The following is an 18,369-nucleotide window of genomic DNA, read 5'->3' on the forward strand; positions in this document are numbered from 1 at the left end:
AGGAGACGAACATCATGTCCACCGAAGAAGCGCTGCACCACCTCGTTGTGGTCTACGACATCCAAGGCTCGGCCGGACTGACCAATCCGGAGAAGATCGTCGCACGCCAGACACTGGACGACTGCTGCACCGCGGCGCTGGAGACCGCCGCCATCCCGGCAGGCCAGGTGCGAGTAAAGGACCTCGGCGACGGCGCCATGCTCCAATTCGGCGCCGAGATCGCCAAATCCCGGGTGCTTGGGTCCTGGCTCGGCGCCTTCCACAACCGGCTCCGGCGCGTGTACGAGCAGGCCGAGCGACCTGTTCAGGTGCGGCTTGCCGCCCACGCCGGCGAACTGCACCCCAGCTTGAACGAGTACACCGGGGTCGCGCTGGACTTCACTGCGCGGCTGGCCGACGCCCCGGCCGCTAAGCGGGTACTCAGCGCCACGCCGTCCGCCCCGCTGGCGGTGATCGTGTCCGAGGTCGTCTACGACCAGGTCGTCCGGCACCGGGGTGGGGGTCTGGAGCCGGCCTCCTTCTCCCGGATCAGGCTTCAGGTGAAAGAGACGGACACCACGGCCTGGCTGCACCTGCCGGGGTGGGCCCGAGTGCCGATGTCACAACACACTGAGACGGCGCCGGGCGACATGCCGAGCCCCCGTACCGGGGCCGACCGTGTTGGCGACGACGTCGGCCAGCAGAACATCACCGTCTCAGGCGGAAATGTCGGCGTCATCGGTGAGGCCACCGTGCACGGTCCGTTCACCGTCGGCGGCTCGGGCAACTCCCGATGAGTGACGAAGCCGAGGCGCCAAGCAAATCCGACGGCGGCGGGGCCAGAGACGACGACGCTGCGGAGCAAGAGGCAGAACACGTCGAACCCACCCCGGAGGACAAAGTCCGCGCCGCCCGGTCCGACCCGCTCTTCGAAGCGCGCGATGCCCCGGACGCCATAGCCGCCAACCGGGCCTTCGAGAGTTTCCAGCGCAACGTGTCGGCGGCCGGCTCAGTCGGCGTGATCGGCGGCGCGACGATTTCGGGCGGCATGCACATATACGCCGCCACGCCGACCAGGCGCCAACTCATGTCCGGACCCGTCCGCACCGACTACCTCGCCCACATCACGTCCTGGTACGCCGACGCCCCCAACGACCCGGAAATACGCAGCACCCTGATCGAACGGCACGTCGTGGTCGTCCGAGGTCTGCCGGAAAGCGGCCGCACGACTACCGCCCTGAAACTGCTCGACGAGATCACCTCCGGCCGGGTCGCGTGGCTTGCCGCAGACAGCTTGCCCGACACGAGCGGCGACGGAATCGAGGGCGGGCACGGCTATCTCGCCGAAATCCAAAGCCCGGATCACCGACTCGACGAAGCCACCCTCGACCGGCTGTCCGCGACGATGCGGCAGCAGAATGCGTACTGCGTCCTACTGCCACCTGCCTGGATGGCGGGCGACAACACCGTGTACATGCACGACCACTTGGCACCGTCCAAAGGCTCGGTCGTGACGGCGCGCATCGAAGCGGCTTGCCGCGACGCGCGGCGGACCGAAACCGACCTCCGCAAGGCCATGACCGCACTGAGCCGGGACCCGGAGCTGTGGGACCTGCTCGGGACCGATCCCGGTCCGGCTGAGGAGGTGTGGCTGGCCGACCTGATCACCCGGCTGGCGGACGGTGCGTGCGATCGCGAGCAGGCACTGGCCTCCTGGAGCGAACTGATCGACACGCGGATCGAAGACTGGCTGAGGGATCTGCCCCAGGGAGTGGATCTGCACCGCAACCGCGCCCCGGTCGAGGAGTTCGCCTTCCGGGTCAGCCTGGCAGTGCTGAACGATTCGCCAGCCCATCTGGTCGCCGAGGCGGCGGAACGTCTGGCGTTCGAGCTCTTCACCACCGCGAATCCGCGCCTGGAACCGGGCCGGAACGTCTTCGTCCCGATCGACGAGCACCGGATGGCCGCCACGCGGGCCCGGCTGCGGGACGGCGTGCTGTGGTTCGGCGACGCCGCAGTGCCGGCCACGTTCATCACCTACCGCGACGACCGGCTGCCGGTGCGGCTGCTCGCCGCGGTCTGGAGCGACCGTCCGAACCTGCGGCGCCCCGTCCTGTCCTGGCTCCAGAAGCTGAGCCAGGACCGGCGGCCGGACCTCTGGATGCGCGCGGCTTTGGCGATCGGCCTGGTCACCAGCTGGGACTTCGCCTACTGCTACCACGAAGCGATCGAGGTGTGGTCCAGGTCCAAGGACGTCAAGCAGCGCCTCGTCGCAGCAACCGCCCTCAACCAGGCCGCACGGGACGAGAACACCCGCGCGGCCGTGAACACGGTCTTGCGGACGTGGGCCCGCACCGACAGGGCGGAGGTGATGTGGACCGCCGCGGTGGCTCTCAGCTACGGCACGTCGGACGTGGCATCCGTACTGCGTCTGGTCTACCGGATCGGGGTCTGGGAGGACGGCAAACTCGTCCTGATCGCCAGCCAGTCGGTCGCTGATCTGTTCAGCCGTGGCTGGTTCACCGAGGTGGTGTCCGCGGTGGACGGCTGGATCGGCGACCGGAGGATCGGCGCACGGTTCCTGGGCCTGCTGTCGATACTCCGCCTCGGCGACCTGCGGGTACGTCAAGTTCCGGCCATCGAGGACCTCCCGGTGCCGCCGGCGGCGCGCGCAATGCTGGCCGACCAGTCCCGGGCCGACTGGCCACTGCTCGTCGCCGTCGCAAGCGTCGACAGCGAACTGGGACGCCGGCTGGTCGAGTGTGTGTGGCAGGCATTGTCGTCGACGCTGGTCTCCGCATCGATGCGGGACGAGATCGGGGACTGGATCCGGGCCGCCGAGAAGTCCACCGAACTACTCGCGCCGCTGTGCGCGTTCCTGCAAGCCCTGATCGACGACGAGGACGACGCGGCCAGGCTCGTCGATCTGGTCAACACGCTCGTCGGAAACCTCGACGAACCGCTCACGGCACCCGTCGCACAGGCCGTGCTGGCCGCGGTCGGCACCACGGCGATGAAACAGAAAGGATGAAACGTGAACTACGTCCGCAACGAGTTCAGCCCGATCTTGGCACTGCGCCAATACCTGGGGAGCAAGGCCGAACCGGTCACCGCGCACATGGCGCACGTCCATGTGACCACACGTGGGGAGCACCGGATCGTCTGGCCGCACGACCGCGCGCATTCGGTGGTATGGCAGCACACGAGGTCCACCGGCCTGTTCCGGGGCCGGGTGAAGTCCGTCTACGACATCGATCTCGGCGTGCGCCACCTGGAATTCGAAGTAGATCTGCCGGGAAAGGACGACACCTTCGCGTTCCGTGCCACGGTGACGGTCGAGTGGCGGGTTCTGGACCCCTCTCTGGTCGTCCGCAACCAGCTCCAGGACATCCGCCCGCTGATCCAGCCGGTGATCACCGAGGAAATGCGGCGCATCGCCCGCGAGTACGACGTGGACCGGTCCGCCGACGCCGAGGCCGCGATCAACGGCCGGCTGATCGGCGAGTCGCTGGACTTCAACGACCCCGACCAGTTGGCCGCCGCTCTGGCCCGATCAGGCAGCACCCGGCACATCGGCCGGGAGTACGGGCTGTGGACCAGGACGATCGTCTCGGTGCTGCCGGACAAGTCCCGGCTCACGCAGGCCGAGGAAGTACGGGACCTACGTCACCAGATCGAGGCCGAGCGCTTGCGGCAGGAGCTGCGGATGCTTCAGGAGACCAACAAGAACGCGGTCCTGACTCAGCGGATGGGGTTCTACCGCGAGGCCTTCGCCGCCGGCGACATCGACCGTGCGGTACTCCAGGTCGCGCAGAACCCCGAAGAACTGACCGCCGTGGCAAACGTCGTGCGCCAGCAGGAGATGGCCGGTCAGCGCCTGACCATCGAGTTCGTCAACAAGCTGCTGGAAGAAGGCACGATCGAGCGCTGGCAGATTTCCGATCAGGCCAAGGCGGCACTGGATTGGCTTCAGCAGTCCACAAGCGCGGTGCTCCCGCCCCAGGCCCCAAACCAGGCGATGGAGCGCGTCGTCGCTCCGGGCAAGCGGGCGCGCAAGACTCCCATCCCCGAGTTGGACGCGCAGCCTCAGTCGGACAACCTGGTCGTGTCCGATGCGACACCGTCGAGCGAAGGTGACTAGTACGGCTTTCTTCCTCGGGGCGTGCCTATTGAGGTGCCAATGGCGCGCCCCAGGACAGCTCTTGTTAGTGGCCTGCGTTAGAGGACCGCAGGTCACGCCCAGCTTCGTATTTCCGAGCCCCACAGGATTCGCTGGCTGGACTACCGGATCTGCGGAGACGAACTCTCCGGTCGTCGGGTCGTACTTGCGTGCCCCGATATCGACGAGTCTTGCGGTGGTGTCTGTGGTTTTTGCCGAGGAAGGTGTGGTCGTCGGGGAAGGTCTGGTTTCACGGTGTGGTGGTGGTGTTGCTGGTGCCGCGGGGTGTGTTGAAGGGTGTAGGCGCGGCGTGCGGTGAGGGCCTTGTCGGACTCGACGTTGCCGTTGGCGTCTGTGGGCGGGGCGCCTGAGTAGCTACCGATCAGGTGCCGGTCGGCTTCAGCTTCAGCTTGGCGGCGATGGCTTTGACCTTGCCGGCCACGTTATAGCCGAGGGCACGGCTGGAATCGGTGGAGTCGTATATCACGCTGACCACGACGTCCCCGTAGCGCACATCCAGCTCGACCGAGACGTCCTTGCCCCACGCCGGGCTGTCATCGTAGACGGTGGTCTTGATGGCCTGGTCGCCGAGACCGGGCACGGCCTTCTGGCTCGCCTTGTCCGTGTACGTGGTCGAATTGTCCTTGGGGGTGTGGGTGAAGGTCGTGCAGTCGTCGATCTTCTTGGCGAGTTCGCTCATCATGGTGGCCGCATCGCCCGTGACGAACTGGTCTGCGATCTGGTGGGCGGTATCTTCGTTCGGGCCGATCTCCAGATCCTGCGCCGTTGCCAAGCTCCCGATCTGCGTAGCCTCCCCGTCGGTCACCGTCCAACAGTCCAGGTTGGGCAGCTGGTCAACTCCCCCGGTCAGGGAGGTGCCCGTTACCGGGAAGTCCTTCGTATGACTCCAGCCGCTGCCCCAGTCGGAGGGGGTCAGGAGGGCGTCCAGCAGCTGCGGGTCGGTGAAAAGGGCCGGAGCGCTCTCTGTCGTGGTCGGCGTGACTGGCGCCAACGTGGCGGGCGCGGCCGCCGACGCAGTGGATGCGGTCGCCGATGCGGGGCTCGACGAGCCTGCGGCGCTGGCGCTGGAGAACTTACCGCTGGACGAGCCGCACGCTGCCGCGCCGATGGTGACCAGGCAGGCCGCCGCAGCCAGCCCGAAATTCTTGGCGCGCACTGAAGACTCCACTGCTGGCAGGATGAGACCGCCAGCGGAGCTGATGAAGTCCGCGCGGTCCGATGACGGCGAACATTTGATCACGGGACCCACCCCATATGCCTGAATTGCCTTAATGCAACTTCGGGCCGTGATCCGATTGCAATGCCCCGCTGGCGACAGCCCGATCACTACCGGCTCGGCACACTTCAACTGAGCCGCATGCATTAATATCTTGACATATATCGACCCCCACCTACCTGGCCGACCCCAGCGGCAACGACATCTTCGACTGGCTCAGCCACCAGTGGGACCAGTTCTCCAGCGGCTTCGTCACCGGCGTACAGGCTCCGTTCAAGTTCGTCGGCGATGTCTACGACGCAGCCACCGGCAAAACGGGCTGGGGCACCTACGTCGACACCTACGTCCCGGTCCGCCCCGCCTACCGGCTCCACCACATCGCCGACCTGCTCCGGCAGGAAGGCTGCCCGCAGCTCCGTCAGGCCCTGGAGATACAGGAACCGCAGAAGTGATCGCAGATCTGCGACCTCGCGCTTGGCGGAGTCCAGCCTTCAGCCGCGAACGGCACGTCAGCAGATAGCTGTGGACCTCGATCGCCTGCAGCCCGTCCGTCCCATCCTCGCCACTGGCGCCTGAGGATCTTCGCAACAGGAAACGTCTCACCATCCGCTGATAGCGCACGACAGTAAGCGGGGCCAGACCCCGATCTCGTTCCAGAAATCGGCCATAGCGATCAATCAGGGCCTCCACGCGGCCGGTCGTATCGTCCTCAACCGGGACCACCCCCAGCCCGCGCAGGAGCTCGAACAACGGCTCCAGCCCCCCGGAGCGTCGGCACCCGATGCGAGATGACTTCTCGGCGAGCGGCCAGTGACTCGCGCGCGATCGACGGCGTCAACTCCGACGCTGAAAGCCCTCGCGCCGCCAGCTACGTATCGAGCAGGCCGACCAACTCCAAGCGAGCCTGGTCACACGAGCTCCCCCTCACCGGACCTCCAAGCCCTGATCAACGCCCTCGGCACAGGACAAGGCCTGAACCTCTACCTCCCGCCTTAACAAACCACCGCTACGTCTTCTTCGTGATGGAAGTCGGCACCCGCGCCGTGCACATCCTCGGCATCACCGAATACCCCACCTCGACGTGGGCCACGCAGTGCACCCGAAGCCTCATCCCCGATCTTGGCGAGCGAGCCGGCGAGTTCCACCACCCCATCCGGGAACGAGACGCGAAGTTCACCGACGCGCTCGACGCCGTATTCACCAGCGAGAACATCGAAGTCAAAAAATCGGCCCCACAGGCCCCGAAAATGAACGCGTACGCGGAAAGATTCGTGCTCACCGCCCGGACCGAGTGCACCGACCGCATGCTCATCTTCAGTGAACGCCACCAACGGACCGTGCTTCACCGCTACGCCCGGCACTACAACACCGCACAACCCCACCGCACCTTGAACCTCCGCGCCCCGGCCGACGACGCGAACATCATCCCGTTCCCAGCGCAGCGCGTACGCCGCGAACCGGTCCTCGGCGGCCTCATCAACGAGTACCGCCGGGCATCATAAGAACCCTGTGACGATGATTCAGAACTGCCAGGCCAGACCCCATGCGAGGTTTTGGAACCCCACAGGCTTTTGCGCCCTCGGCCGGTATGCGCTCTTGCGCCGCCCAAGCACGAAGGTTGCGACCTGAAGAATGAGCCGTTCCGAAGGCGATGCATCCGCAGTCGCAAGGATCGAGGTCCGTCGCAGCCTCAGCGGCCGTCCGCGACCGGCTACACCCCACCGCGGTGAAGATGGTCTAGTCCGTACCGATACGCCGCCAAAAATGCGAACGTGTGAGCGGGTTGGAAGAAGAATGCTTGGGTACCGGGTGCCGGTCCTGAGTCCTATTCACCGAGAGGCGGCGCATCCATGGGCATCATCGCGGCGGTACTGTTCGGCATCGCGTACTTCATCCACGGCAGTAGTACTTCGACCAACATCTGGTTCGATCCCACGAGCCTGATGTTGCTCGGCTTCATCGCGCTGGCTCTGCACCTGCTCGGCGTCGGCACCACGTGGCACACCCGCGGCCGCCGGCGGTAGACAGCCGCGGCATCGCAGCGGTGCCGTCACCATGCGGCGGGCCTGTGGTGTTTGAAACCCGGCCACCGGGGTTGAGCAGGGCTATTATGCGGCAGGCTGGTACTCGTTGATCAGTCCGCCAAGGACCCGTTTTCGGCGGATCCGCTCGGTCTGGGCTGGGGACGGGACCACGTCCTCCGCTGCCACCGCGATCTGATCAATCGGCGTCGACGGTGCGGGAATGAGGGTCCGCCGTCGGCTCCGTACCGCAAGTCGCTCAGGGACGCAGGTGCCCGGGTCCTCAACCCAGGACCCGGGCACCCCTCACAGCCGTAAAAACCCGCTCCCTCAGTCATCCCCTCCCTCATCCGTCAGACCGAATGCCTGGCAAAGACACCCGTCGCCGGCGCCAGGGGCAGGTCCACGTCGGCCACGGCGGCCAGGAACTCCGTTCGCGACAGCGGGGCGGCACCGAGGTTGGTCGAGTAAGTAGTCGCTGGGGACCTGGACGTCGATCGGCGCCTCGGGGCGGGTGCGGGCCAGGCGGAGGCCGAGGTCGGCGATGGCGACCTTGCCAGCGCCGGGTCGGCGGTGGAAGGTGGACTCGGCGCTGAAGATCGTTCCCATGCCGGTGCCGAAGACGCCGCCGATCAGTTCCTCGCCGTCCCAGACCTCCACGCTGTGCGCCCAGCCGGCCTGGTACAGGGCCAGCAGCGAGTCGCGCGGTTCGTCGGTGATCCACGGCGCGCCGCGGTGCTCGGAATCCGTATCCCGAATCCGCCCCGCGCTCCCAGATCGAACGCGATCTGCGAAAGGACCATCGGGGAGCTACGCCGCGAACTGCTCGACCGGACGCTGATCATCAACGAAGACCACCTACGCCGCGCCTTGACGACCTATCTCGCCCACCGGAACGAGACCAGGCCGCACCGCGGGCTCGCCCAGCTGACCCCGGCCCAAGCCGAGACCGGCCCGCCAACGCCGATCAACCTCGCCGACTACCGAATCCGCCGAAAGACCATCCTCGGCGGACTCATCCACGAGTACCAGATCGCCACCTGACGGCAGGCCAACCTCCGATTCGCATTTCCGAGCCCCACACGATGGGCGCAGACGGTCGGCAAACCGATCGTGGCCTGGCAGATCCCGCTCGGCAACATGCAGCAGAACAACACCAAGAACCACTACCAGGACGACAAGGTCGACTGGGGTTTCTCGCACATGGACCAGGTCGCGAGCGCCCATGTCGCGGGTCTGCTGTTCGGCCCGGGAACACCGGAGTCGACCACGGTCGAAAGCGATGGCGGCAAGCCGTTCGCGAAGACGACCGCCTACCGAACTCGGGTGACACGCAGCTCAAATAGCGTGAGAAGACTGCTGCCTTCGCGGTCGGCGCGTCGTTTCAGCACGATCAGCCTGGTCCTACTCGGCATGATCCTGGCCGCCCGCAGGACGTCAGTGACCTCCGCCGAGCTGCTGCCGTCGATGATGTCAGGTAGCCGGAGCACACTGCTGTGCCCCGGCCCCCTCAGAGGGCGTTGTGTGAAGATCCCCGCGCTAGCTGGAACTTTCGGTCTCGTAGACGAAGGCGCCGGTAGTCGCGTCTGCCAGGACTATCTTCGTGCACTGGCTCGGCCTCACAGGCGCCGGAGCGGCTGTGCTTTTCGCTGCGCGTATTGCCCCTCCTGCCGCAACACACGGCAGTCCATTCCATGTGAAGACATAGGCGAGCCGGTGGTCCACCATCGGGGCGATGGATCCGTCCGGATTGGCCTGGCCCGAGTTCGGGGTGGTCGCGTCGGCGAGGTCGATCGTCAGGTCTCGGGACAGGTCGCAGGTCCCATTGCTTGACGCGCAGCCGTTGTAGACGGTCTGCCATGGCACTTTTGGCTGCGCATGGGGGATGTCGAGGACGATACCGGCCTCCGGATCGTCAACCGCCCGGGTCACCGGGCCGCGATATGTCGCCGCGGGGCCTTCACCCTGGTGGGACGGTCCCGCTGGCGCGTTCGCGCACGCGGCAAGGACCAGTGCTGCGGCGACGGGCGGCAAGAATCGCAGTCGAGCGGCCAGCGCACGCATCGGGGTCCTCCGTGTCCGGGGATCTCGTCGAAATCCTCCGTTAGACGCGTTGACCTACCCGCAGGTTCCCGGGCTGTCCGGTCAGAGCCCGGACGAGTAGCGCCAGCCAGCCATAACCACGCGAGTCGTTCGTTTCAGCGTCGCCGTGGTCGAGGCATCACCCGTGCCAGCCTGCTGATGCGAGGGCCAACATACCCGGCTCGGTCTCCGTGAGGATGCCGCGTCCAGCCAGGCGCTCGAGCCGGGAGCGCACGCCCTCGCGGTGCTTCGGCTCGGCGTCGGCGTCCAGGATCTGGCACAGCTGCCCGGGCGCGAAGGCCGCCATCGGCCCGTTCGAACTCGGCCAGGATCTGCCGGTACGCCGGCTGAGCGATCGTTGCGTCGACCCCGTCGACCACGTCGTCCGGCTCGATATAGCCCACGGACAGCGCGGTCTCGCGGCAGATCGCCAGTCAAGACAGCTCGTTCTAGACGGCCGCCAGCTGCTCGGTCAGTTTGCCGACCTGCTCGCGCAGCTCCTCAGCGGCGGCACGTGCGTCGGCCTCGCGCTCCTCGAGCATGGTGAACAACGAACTCATCGCAGAACCCTCCGGGTCCAGCATCGCGCCAGGTTGGCGTGGCGGTATCGGTCAGCCGGCGGGTCATGTCTTCGATGGCCGACCAGTGGACAACCAGCGACTCCGCCGAGGCCGGGTTCGACTCGTAGTCCATGGCCAGGCGCAGGTGCAGTACCAAGGCGCCCCATGGATCGCGACATCGTCCTTGAACCCACCCGCAGCGTCCACCTGCTCGGCGTGACCCATCACCCGACCGGCGCCTGGGCTACACAACTCGCACGGGACTTCGCCGCGGACCTCGAGCAGACCGGACACCGATTCAGGCGCAGTGGCCGGGATTCAGGAGTACTACAGGCGTTCTACCAGGCTCACCGACCCCACCAAGCTCTCGGCCAGGCCGCGCCGCTGCGCCCGCTTCCACGTCACCTGACGCGACCGCATCGGCGGCGTCCTTCGCGAACACCGCCTGACCTGCATGGACAGACTTCTCGGCGCCCTCAACCTCACAATGTCGAAGGATCGACCAACGCGACCTTGTAAGGCACTCCGGTACGCCCGAACCGGAGGTCTGGGAGCCCGGGCGGCAAGATCGGCGCGAGTGCGCGCACGATCGCCTCGGCGCTCTCGCCGCTGTAGTCGCCGTAGTGTTCGGTCGCCCGCAGCCAGACTGCTCCGGAAGGTAGTGGGGCCACCTCGGCGAAAGCGCCGGATGCCCGCAGCCCGGCGATGCCGCCGACCGTCGGCACCAGCTCTCGGGGCACCACCGTCAGCCAGCCGTAGCCGCGGAGTTGCCGGCGTGCGGTCGGAAGGGTGTCTCGGTAGGACCGCCATGGGGGTCCGACCAGTGTCTCGATCACGGTCTTCGCTCCCGGCATGCCGTCGTCGTAGGCGGTCTCGCCGTACAGCGGGTCGACCTGTTCGGCGAAGCTGTGCAGGAAGTCGACGCAGGTTTTCTCGATGGCGGGGTCCGCGAGGTCTGATTCGGGCACCGCGAACATGAATGCCAGGGTCTGCGGGGCCTTGGGGTTGCGGATCACCCACATGTCGATGTGGCTGGTTTCCGGGTAGCCCTGTGCGTCGAGGGTGTAGAGGGCGATGCGGGCGCTGGTGAGTGCGTCGTCGACGCGGCCGGGGAGGGACCGTACGGCGGCGGTCGTCGGGATGCGCAGGCTTTTCCTCGGCGCGGTGGTGCGTTCCAGGGCCAGCAGTCCCCATGCCCCGAAGGCCGGGCCGCACGGGATGGCGGACGTGAACGCCTTGCGGGACAGCTCCGGCCCTTCGTCGAGGCGTCGGCGGTGCTGGGCGGCGACGGCGGTGCTGCCGCCGTCCAGCCAGGTGCCGACCAGATGGGACAGGCGCTCGGCACCCGGGTCCTCGATGTCGAGTTCGAACCTGACACGTAGAGCACCCATACCGAACGCCTGTCTCTTTCCTCGCCAGTGGCTCGTCGAGCCGGTTCCGGGAGCATGCCGGTCACCACCGTCACCGGGGTGACCGGCGTGGTCGGCGCTACGCTAGCGCGATCACCCCCAGAGCCCCAAGCAGCTCCCAGATCGTGACGCCGCCGGCCGCCACGGCTCCGCCCGCGACGACGCCTTCCTGCTCGTTCGGCGTGACCTGGAAGCCGTTGCCGGTGCTGCCCGGCGCCGGGGCCTGCGGGACCAGCCCCGGGGTCGGGGACCACAGCGGCTTCACGGTGACCCAGCTCGGGCGGTTGACCTTCTGGCCGGCCGGGGCCGGGGCCGGGTTGGGCACCGGGACCGGAACGGGGTCCGGAACCGGATCGCCGGGCTTGAGCTTGGTGGTGGAGTAGGTGATGATCCCCGGCTCGGTCGAGGAGGACCGGCAGGTGATCAGCTCGGAGGGGTTGCCGATGTTCGGCTTCGGGCCGAGCTCGGGGATGTCGCCGCCGGTGACCACCGCGCGGTGGTCGCCGTGGGCGTCCATCATCTCGGCCAGCTGCTGCATGTAGCGGTCGAGCTGCGCGGGACCGGCCGCCTCGGCGGCACCGCCGCCGTTCTTCACCTCCCAGACCTGGACCTTGTCCGGGCCCCACTCGACGATGTCGGCCCAGCCGACGTTTCCGTTGCCCTTGGCCGAGCCGCCGTCGATCCGGACGTTGACGTCGACCGTGTCGTTCGGGTTCTGCGCCTGGAGCCACTCCTGCGCCATCCCGACCGCGGTGTCGTGCCGCGGCGACCAGATCTTGTACCAGGGCTCGCTACTACTGCCGGGGTCGTCGTAGGTTGTCGGCTCGTCGGTCTCCGAGCCGTCGCCCGACGAGGACGAGGACGTCGAGCCGCCTCCGCCCCCGCCGCCCCCGCCGTCCATCATCAGCATCAAACCGCTGGGGTCGGAGTTGGTGACCGGGTTGTCGCCGCAGTACGCGTAGCCGCCCAGCTGCTGCGGGCTGGCGGTCTCCAACACCGGGTCGGCGCTGATGAACCGGCCCAGGACCGGGTCGTACTTGCGGGCACCGACGTCGGTGTAGCCGGTGGCCGTGGCCACCGCCTTGCCGAGGAACCCGCGGGACGGGTCGATCCAGGTCGCGCCAGTGGTGGCCCGCAGCTGCCCGAACGGCGTGTACTCCTTGCGGGAAGCCGCCTGCGTGGTCGCGTCGATCAACAGCGTGGCGGTGTCGTGCGGGTCGGTGAACAGGTAGTCCAGCCCGCCGCCGGGCAGGCTCGACCGGATGGCCACGGCGGTACCGGGCGTTCCCCCGGTGGTGTAGGTGCGGATGGCGCCGAGCAGCACGTTCGGGGTGACCGAGGTGTTGACGACGATCTGGGTGTCGCCGGCGAACAGCGTGGTCTGGCCCGGGTCGCGCCGCAGCAGCTCGTTGCCGTCGGCGTCGTAGACGTACTTGGTGACGCTCGTGCCCTGCGTCGCCGAGGACAGCCGCCCCTCGTCGTCCCAGACCAGGGACTGCGCGGCGCCGGTGCTCGGCGTGCGGCTGGTCAGGTCGCCGAGCGCGTCGTAGCCGAACGCCGTGCTGCCGCTGCCGGCCGGGCCGGTGGTGCTGGTCTTGGTCAGCGTGTGCGGCTGCGTGCCGTTCGGGCACTGGGCCGCGGTGCCGGTGCAGGAGTCGGTGTATCCGGTGGTGGTGTCCGCCGTCGCGCCGTTGACCGCGTGATCGGTTTCCGAGGTGCGGTTGCTGATCGCGTCGTAGCCGTAGGTCTGCCAGTACGCGCCGGTGCCCGAGGCCACCGTCGCCGACGTCGGGTTCGTCCCCTCGGCCGGGCAGGTGCCGGCGGCCGTCCAGGCCTGGGTCAGCCGGTCCAGCGCGTCATAGGTGAAGCACTGGGTGTCGGTGACGGTCTGGCCGGTCTCGGACTGCTTGTCAGTCTCGGAGAGCGGGTTGCCGGACTCGTCGTAGGTGTACGACGTGTCGTCGACGGCCGGACCGGGTGCCTGGGTACGGCTGACGAGCAGGTCGGTGAGCCGGCGTGTCTGGTCGTCGTAGGTGTACGTCGCCCAGGCCGGGTTGGTCGAGGGACCGTAGGTGACCTGGCTCGGCTCGGCGTAGTCGGTGTAGACCGTGCCGCTGACGTACGTGCCGGCCGAGCTGGTGGTGCTGGTCGGGTTGCCCAGGGCGTCGCGGCCGTAGGTGATGTTCTCCCCGGCCATGCCCATGGTGCGCGGGTCGACCTGGCCGGTCAGCGCCTGGTCGTTCGTCGAGTACGAGAACGAGGTCGTGTAGCTGGTCGGCAGCGGCGCCTCGGATGCCGGCAGGGTGACCTTCGTCCCCGTCGAGCGGCCCAGGCTGGTGTATCCGGTGGCGGCGATGGTGTAGTCGCCGGTGACGCCCTGGACGTAGCTCGTGGACGAGGTCAGCTTCCCGACCTGGAGGGTGTCGTACACCCAGCCGGCGACCTGGAACCCGCCGAGGTGCTTGTCGGTCTCGGTGAGCTTGCGGTCGAGCAGGTCGTAGGTGTAGTCGAGCTCGATGCCGCGGGCGTCGGTGCTCGAAACCAGGTCGCCGGCGTCGTCGTAGCCGTACTTGACGGTTCCGGCGTCCGGGTCGCTCTGCTGGGTCTTGCGGCCGAGCTGGTCGTAGGCGAAGGACCAGGCCGAGCCGTCCGGGCCGGTGATACCGCTCTGCTTGCCGTCCGGGGTGTACGTGTACTTGGTCGCGCTGGGCGTCCCGCCGGTGGCGGTGTACCCCGCGGCGGCGCTGCCGGCGACGGTTGGGGCGGTCGTGTACTGGTCCAGCTCGGTCTGCTGCCCGCGCGCGTCGGTGACCGAGCGGGTGACCACGCCGCCGGTGCGCGGCACGGTAGTCGTGGTGTCGCCGGTGTAGACCGTGGTCGTGGTCGCACCGGCCGGGGTGGCGCCGTCGTGTTCGTTGCTGACCAGGTCGGCCCGGCCCATCCCGTCGTGGTCGGTGATCGTGGTGTCCGGAAGGCTGTTCTGGGCCACCGAGATCAGTGCCGCGGCCGGCGCGCCGGAGACGCTGTAGCCGTTGTTGGTCAGGACGGTCCAGCCGTGCGAGTCGTACTGGGTGTCCACGACCGTCGTGGTGTTGTTCTCGCCGGCCGACTGGGTCTGCCGGACCCGGTCCATCGCGTCGTACAGGGTCTCGCTGGCGGCGTAGGTGCCGTTGTCCAGCAGCTTGTTCGTCGTGATGACCGTGGGGCCGGTGTTCGACATCGCGTAGCTGTACGTCAGGTTCGCGCTCTGCGACGCGGCCTTCGACTCGTTCGGCTCCCAGACGGCGGTGAGCCGGCCCATCGGGTCGTAGGTGAGGTCGGTCTTCAGTCCGGCCGCGTCGATCTTCTCGACCGGCAGGGCGCGGCCCGCGTCCATGGTCGTGGTGACCGTCTGGTAGGTCGGGGTCGTCCCGGCGGTCACCTGCGTCTGAGTGCTGACGGTGGTCGGCAGCGCCCCGGTGGCCGGGGTGTAGGTGGTGGTCGTGGTCTGCGCCAACGACGCCCCGCCCGGCGCGGTGGAGTTCGGTGTGCGGGTTACCACGTGTGTCCGGCCGTAGCCGTCGTAGCTGGTGCGTGCGGCGACGAGGTAGGCGGTGGCGACCCCGTTGGCCGAGGCCGAGGCCTGTTCGCTGGTGGTCGCCTCGCCCTTGGTCGGGGCGGTGCCGCCGCTGGCGCCGTCCCAGGTGAAGGCGTTGCCGTCGTAGGAGGTACGGGTGTCGGAGATGAGCGTGCCGGACGGTGTCGCTCCCGCCGAGGAGCAGTCCTGGGCCGTGGTGATCGACTCGGCGGGCAGGACGAGGGTCTCGGCGGTGTTCTCGACGTACCGGGTCCAGGTGCAGCGCGCGACGTTGCCGGCCGCGCCGGGCTCGCCGCGGTCGTCGCTCTGGATCGGCATGCCGGTGGTGGCCTGGCCGAGGGTGGTGTTGTAGAAGACGTCGGACTCGGTGTTGCGCTGGCCGTAGGAGACGGCCTCACTGGTGTAGACGTTGCCGCTGTGGACCATCTGCGCGGTCAGCGGGGGCAGACCGGTCCGGGCGCGGGACGCCGTGGGACCGATGACCACCGGCAGCGTGACGCTCGCGGTGTCGAGCGTGCCGCCGTCGGCGGTGTAGGTGTCCTTCTCGAAGATCTGGCCGGCCAGCGCGTTGCTGTCCTTGACCGTGTGCTTGGTGTCCTGCGACGTCAGGCTGACGGCGGTGCCGCCGCTCCCGGACGGCGTGTCGGAGTCCATGCCGCGGAAGTACGTGGTCTTCGTCAGCGTGAGCTGGTCGTTGACCTTGGCACCGTTGGTCATGTGGAAGACCGCGGGGTCGCCGGTCCGGGTCTCGACCGTCTGGTAGCCGCGGAACTGGCCGTAGGTGCGGTTCGCCGCCTTGACGATCTCGTTGTCGTCGTAGTGCCAGGCCGCGCCGCCGTCATAGGCGTAGGTGGTGAGCAGCTCGGGGTAGGTGCCGTCCTGGTTGGCGTTGTGCAGGTCCTGCGTCAGCACCGAGTGGACGGTGTACTTCTGGAACCAGTCCAGTTCGGGGTTCGGCGAGCCCTGCGGGGTCCAGTAGACCGGGTAGCAGGATGCTGTGTTCGTCGAGGGGTCGGTCGGCACGGTGCTCGGCGTGCAGGTGGCCGGGTTGTAGGCGACCGTGATCTGCGCGCCGGTCTCGGTGCTGATGTCCTGGATCCGGTCGTGGTACATCACCGGCAGGTTGGCGATGGTGCCGACCCGGTTCGCGAGCTGGAGCGGCGGGTCGAAGGAGGTCGCCGGGTTCGTCACCGAGCCGGTGCCGCCGCCGGAGGTGTCCAGGCCGGTGCGCTGGATGCTGTCCAGCCACAGCGTCGGCGCGTGGTCGCCGCCGTCGGGGAAGGACTGGGAGAAGGCGTACTTGTCGATCTGCTGGGTCTTGCCGGCGACCTGGATCTGCGTGGTGATCGAGGTCAGACGCTTGCGGCTCCAGAACGAGGGGCCGTGGTTCGTGCAGTTCGAGCCGGAGGCGCAGTTCAGGTCGATCGGCACGTCCGGCCAGTAGGCGGCGTTCGCGGTGGTGAACTGCGAGTCCGCGCAGGTGTTCCCGCTGGGGGTGCCGGATATGCAGCGCTCGTCGGTGCCGAAGACGATCTGCTCGGGCGCCGTGCCCGAGTAGACCGTCGAGGCGGTGATGCCGTAGTCGATGCGGGTGAGATAGCCGCCGCGCGTGTACTGCACCGCGGTGTTCTTCATGTCCGCGCCGTAGTAGTTGGTCTCCGGCTGGTAGTAGTACGCCGTCGCGTTGTTGTGGAGGTCGACGGTGTAGTCGAGGTTCCAGCGCCAGCCCTGCAGGCAGGAGGAGGCCGCGAACGTCGAGGCGTTGCACGGGTCGCCGGAGTGGGCGCCGTAGACCGGGACCGTCCAGGCCGACTGGGTCGCCTGGCCGGCCGCGCCGGTGTACCCGGGCAGGTGGTTGAGGCCGAAGTAGTACTGGACGCCGTCCTCGGTCACGCGCCAGCACTCGTTGTTGTAGGTGCCGTTGGTGCAGTCGGTCAGCTGCTCGATCTTCTCGAAGGCGGAGTCGGCCTGCGCGTGGAAGGTCTTGGTGGTGTCGTCGTACACGATCTCGGTGGACTGGCCGTTGAGCGAGAGCGTGAGGTCCTGGCCGGCCCAGCACTGGTCGCCGGAGTACTGCGGTGCCCCGGAGCCGGAGTCGTCACTGCAGGACTTGTACGACCGCTCGATGTAGGAGTCGGCCGAACTCCAGCCGTCTCCGAGCCAAGACGACTGGTTGTTGGTCCCGGCGGTCCGGCCGTCCTGGGAGGACGAGTCGTACGACAGGGACACGGTGGGCGTTCCGCCGGCGATCGCCGCGGGAACCTGGATCGGGTAGGAGTAGGTGAAACCGCCGGTGTTGCCGCCGGCCGCCCAGGTGCCGGCCGGGCTCAGGGTGCTCGCGGAGTAGGTACCCGCGGATCCGTCCGGCGAGGAGGTCGCCGCCAGGACGACCATGTGGCTGCCGGTGGACGCGGCGTCGGCCATGGCCGCCGACCGGTTGCCGCCGGTGCTCTGGCCGACGGTGACCACGGCAGTCAGGGCGTCTCCGCCGACAGGCGCCAGCGGGGTCTGCTGCTCGCACTGCGCCAGCTGCGGAGTGGTCAGCGCGCAGCCGGGCAGCTCGACGAGGTGCAGCCGGGCGCCGTAGTCGCCGCCGAACGCGGCCTTGAACGAGGAGTCGTCGACGGAGACCGTGGCCCGGCCCGAGCCGGAGTTCACGTCGGCCGGGGCGAGGCCGAACAGGACGCCGTGGATGCCGGCCGCCTGCGCGGTCTGCTGGTCGGCCAGGCTGACCGTCACCTTCGACAGCACCGGCGAGGTCGCCGAGGCGGAGGTGCCGGCGGCTACTGTCGCTGCGGAACGGACGGCGGCGGGAGCGGCCGCGATGATGGAGATCGGCAGCGAGCCGGCCGGGTGCACCGTGCCGCCGGTGGTCTTGGCGACGGCGGCGACGCGTGCCGCGGTCATGCCGGTCGCGGCAGCGGCAGCGGCACCGGCCGGGGTCGACGGGTCGGTCGTCAGGTCGACGGTCGCGGTTCCGGCGCCGGGCAGCGTGGAGGCGACGCCCGGGTCGTATTTCGCGAAAGCCTTGGCCGGCGCACTTTTCCCGGGGACCGCGAGCGCGTGCGGGATCTGCTTCTCGGCGGGTGACGGGGGCGCGTGCGGGACTGGTTTGGCTTTGGCCGCCCAAGCAGCCTGGGGACCACCGAGCGTGGCGACCAGCGCCACGGCCACGGTGCCCACGGCGAGCCCCCGCGACAGGCGGCGGCCCTTCTGTCGAATTGACAGCACTCTGGTTTCCTTTTCTCCTGAATGGTGCATCTGTCCGACCGCCGCGGAGACCCGCCCCGCATTTTTCGAAGTGACAGTATCGTGATCGAGCCCGGCGATCACCTAGGAGAATTC

12 protein-coding genes are annotated in these 18,369 nt (G+C 68.2%); 6 read left to right on the forward strand and 6 right to left on the reverse strand.

The window, feature by feature from the left end:
- The first annotated feature begins 14 nt into the window (after positions 1-14).
- From ABH920_RS14835 to ABH920_RS14845, 3 genes are read left to right on the forward strand one after another with little or no spacing between them, the layout of a single operon-like run.
- Positions 15-776, forward strand: a complete 762-nt coding sequence (locus tag ABH920_RS14835) for a hypothetical protein (protein WP_370349544.1) — start codon at positions 15-17, stop codon at positions 774-776.
- A complete protein-coding gene (locus tag ABH920_RS14840; RefSeq protein WP_370349545.1) occupies positions 773-3,010 on the forward strand; it encodes a hypothetical protein in 2,238 nt (745 codons plus the stop codon). Before ABH920_RS14835 ends, ABH920_RS14840 begins: the two co-directional genes overlap by 4 nt.
- A 3-nt stretch (positions 3,011-3,013) precedes the next feature.
- A complete protein-coding gene (locus ABH920_RS14845; protein ID WP_370349546.1) occupies positions 3,014-4,120 on the forward strand; it encodes an SPFH domain-containing protein in 1,107 nt (368 codons plus the stop codon).
- Between the two features lie 400 nt (positions 4,121-4,520).
- Here the strand turns inward: ABH920_RS14845 and ABH920_RS14850 are convergent, their stop codons facing one another.
- Positions 4,521-5,408 carry a hypothetical protein gene (locus ABH920_RS14850; RefSeq protein WP_370349547.1) on the reverse strand — a complete coding sequence of 296 codons (888 nt, stop codon included), beginning with the start codon at positions 5,406-5,408 and terminating at the stop codon, positions 4,521-4,523.
- A 989-nt stretch (positions 5,409-6,397) separates the two neighbouring features.
- Here ABH920_RS14850 and ABH920_RS14855 point away from each other — a divergent pair.
- Positions 6,398-6,877, forward strand: coding sequence for an integrase core domain-containing protein (locus tag ABH920_RS14855; protein WP_370349878.1), 480 nt, complete (start codon positions 6,398-6,400; stop codon positions 6,875-6,877).
- A gap of 348 nt (positions 6,878-7,225) precedes the next feature.
- The gene (locus ABH920_RS14860; protein WP_370349548.1) at positions 7,226-7,399 is read left to right on the forward strand and encodes a hypothetical protein; all 174 of its coding nucleotides are present in this window, start codon (positions 7,226-7,228) and stop codon (positions 7,397-7,399) included.
- 327 nt (positions 7,400-7,726) lie between these two features.
- Here ABH920_RS14860 and ABH920_RS14865 read toward each other — a convergent pair whose 3' ends face one another.
- Positions 7,727-8,089 (reverse strand): hypothetical protein, encoded by a 363-nt coding sequence (locus ABH920_RS14865; protein ID WP_370349879.1) that lies wholly within the window; start codon positions 8,087-8,089, stop codon positions 7,727-7,729.
- Here ABH920_RS14865 and ABH920_RS14870 point away from each other — a divergent pair.
- On the forward strand, positions 7,970-8,440 hold the full coding sequence (locus tag ABH920_RS14870; RefSeq protein ID WP_370349549.1) for an integrase core domain-containing protein: 471 nt from the start codon (positions 7,970-7,972) through the stop codon (positions 8,438-8,440). The two genes, ABH920_RS14865 and ABH920_RS14870, sit on opposite strands and share 120 nt — an antisense overlap.
- Before the next feature lie 495 nt (positions 8,441-8,935).
- Here ABH920_RS14870 and ABH920_RS14875 read toward each other — a convergent pair whose 3' ends face one another.
- The 4 genes from ABH920_RS14875 to ABH920_RS14890 all read right to left on the reverse strand — a co-directional run bounded on the left by ABH920_RS14875 (position 8,936) and on the right by ABH920_RS14890 (position 18,255).
- Positions 8,936-9,460 carry a hypothetical protein gene (locus ABH920_RS14875; RefSeq protein WP_370349550.1) on the reverse strand — a complete coding sequence of 175 codons (525 nt, stop codon included), beginning with the start codon at positions 9,458-9,460 and terminating at the stop codon, positions 8,936-8,938.
- A gap of 157 nt (positions 9,461-9,617) precedes the next feature.
- Positions 9,618-9,785: a hypothetical protein gene (locus tag ABH920_RS14880; RefSeq protein ID WP_370349551.1), complete on the reverse strand. Its 168-nt coding sequence runs from the start codon at positions 9,783-9,785 to the stop codon at positions 9,618-9,620.
- A 735-nt stretch (positions 9,786-10,520) separates the two neighbouring features.
- Entirely contained in the window at positions 10,521-11,429 is a 909-nt protein-coding gene (locus ABH920_RS14885; protein ID WP_370349552.1) for a hypothetical protein, read from the reverse strand.
- A gap of 97 nt (positions 11,430-11,526) precedes the next feature.
- Positions 11,527-18,255 (reverse strand): RHS repeat domain-containing protein, encoded by a 6,729-nt coding sequence (locus tag ABH920_RS14890; protein WP_370349553.1) that lies wholly within the window; start codon positions 18,253-18,255, stop codon positions 11,527-11,529.
- Positions 18,256-18,369 lie beyond the last annotated feature (114 nt).

The organism is Catenulispora sp. EB89 (genome assembly GCF_041261445.1).
In the GTDB taxonomy this organism is placed as follows: Bacteria; Actinomycetota; Actinomycetes; order Streptomycetales; family Catenulisporaceae; genus Catenulispora.

Excerpts from the sequence above, each read along its gene's own strand:
- ABH920_RS14835 (WP_370349544.1), top strand. The coding sequence starts at position 15 with ATGTCCACCGAAGAAGCGCTGCACCACCTCGTTGTGGTCTACGACATC.
- ABH920_RS14840 (WP_370349545.1), top strand. The coding sequence starts at position 773 with ATGAGTGACGAAGCCGAGGCGCCAAGCAAATCCGACGGCGGCGGGGCC.
- ABH920_RS14855 (WP_370349878.1), top strand. The coding sequence starts at position 6,398 with ATGGAAGTCGGCACCCGCGCCGTGCACATCCTCGGCATCACCGAATAC.
- ABH920_RS14860 (WP_370349548.1), top strand. The coding sequence starts at position 7,226 with ATGGGCATCATCGCGGCGGTACTGTTCGGCATCGCGTACTTCATCCAC.
- ABH920_RS14875 (WP_370349550.1), bottom strand. The coding sequence starts at position 9,460 with ATGCGTGCGCTGGCCGCTCGACTGCGATTCTTGCCGCCCGTCGCCGCA.
- ABH920_RS14880 (WP_370349551.1), bottom strand. The coding sequence starts at position 9,785 with ATGGCGGCCTTCGCGCCCGGGCAGCTGTGCCAGATCCTGGACGCCGAC.
- ABH920_RS14885 (WP_370349552.1), bottom strand. The coding sequence starts at position 11,429 with ATGGGTGCTCTACGTGTCAGGTTCGAACTCGACATCGAGGACCCGGGT.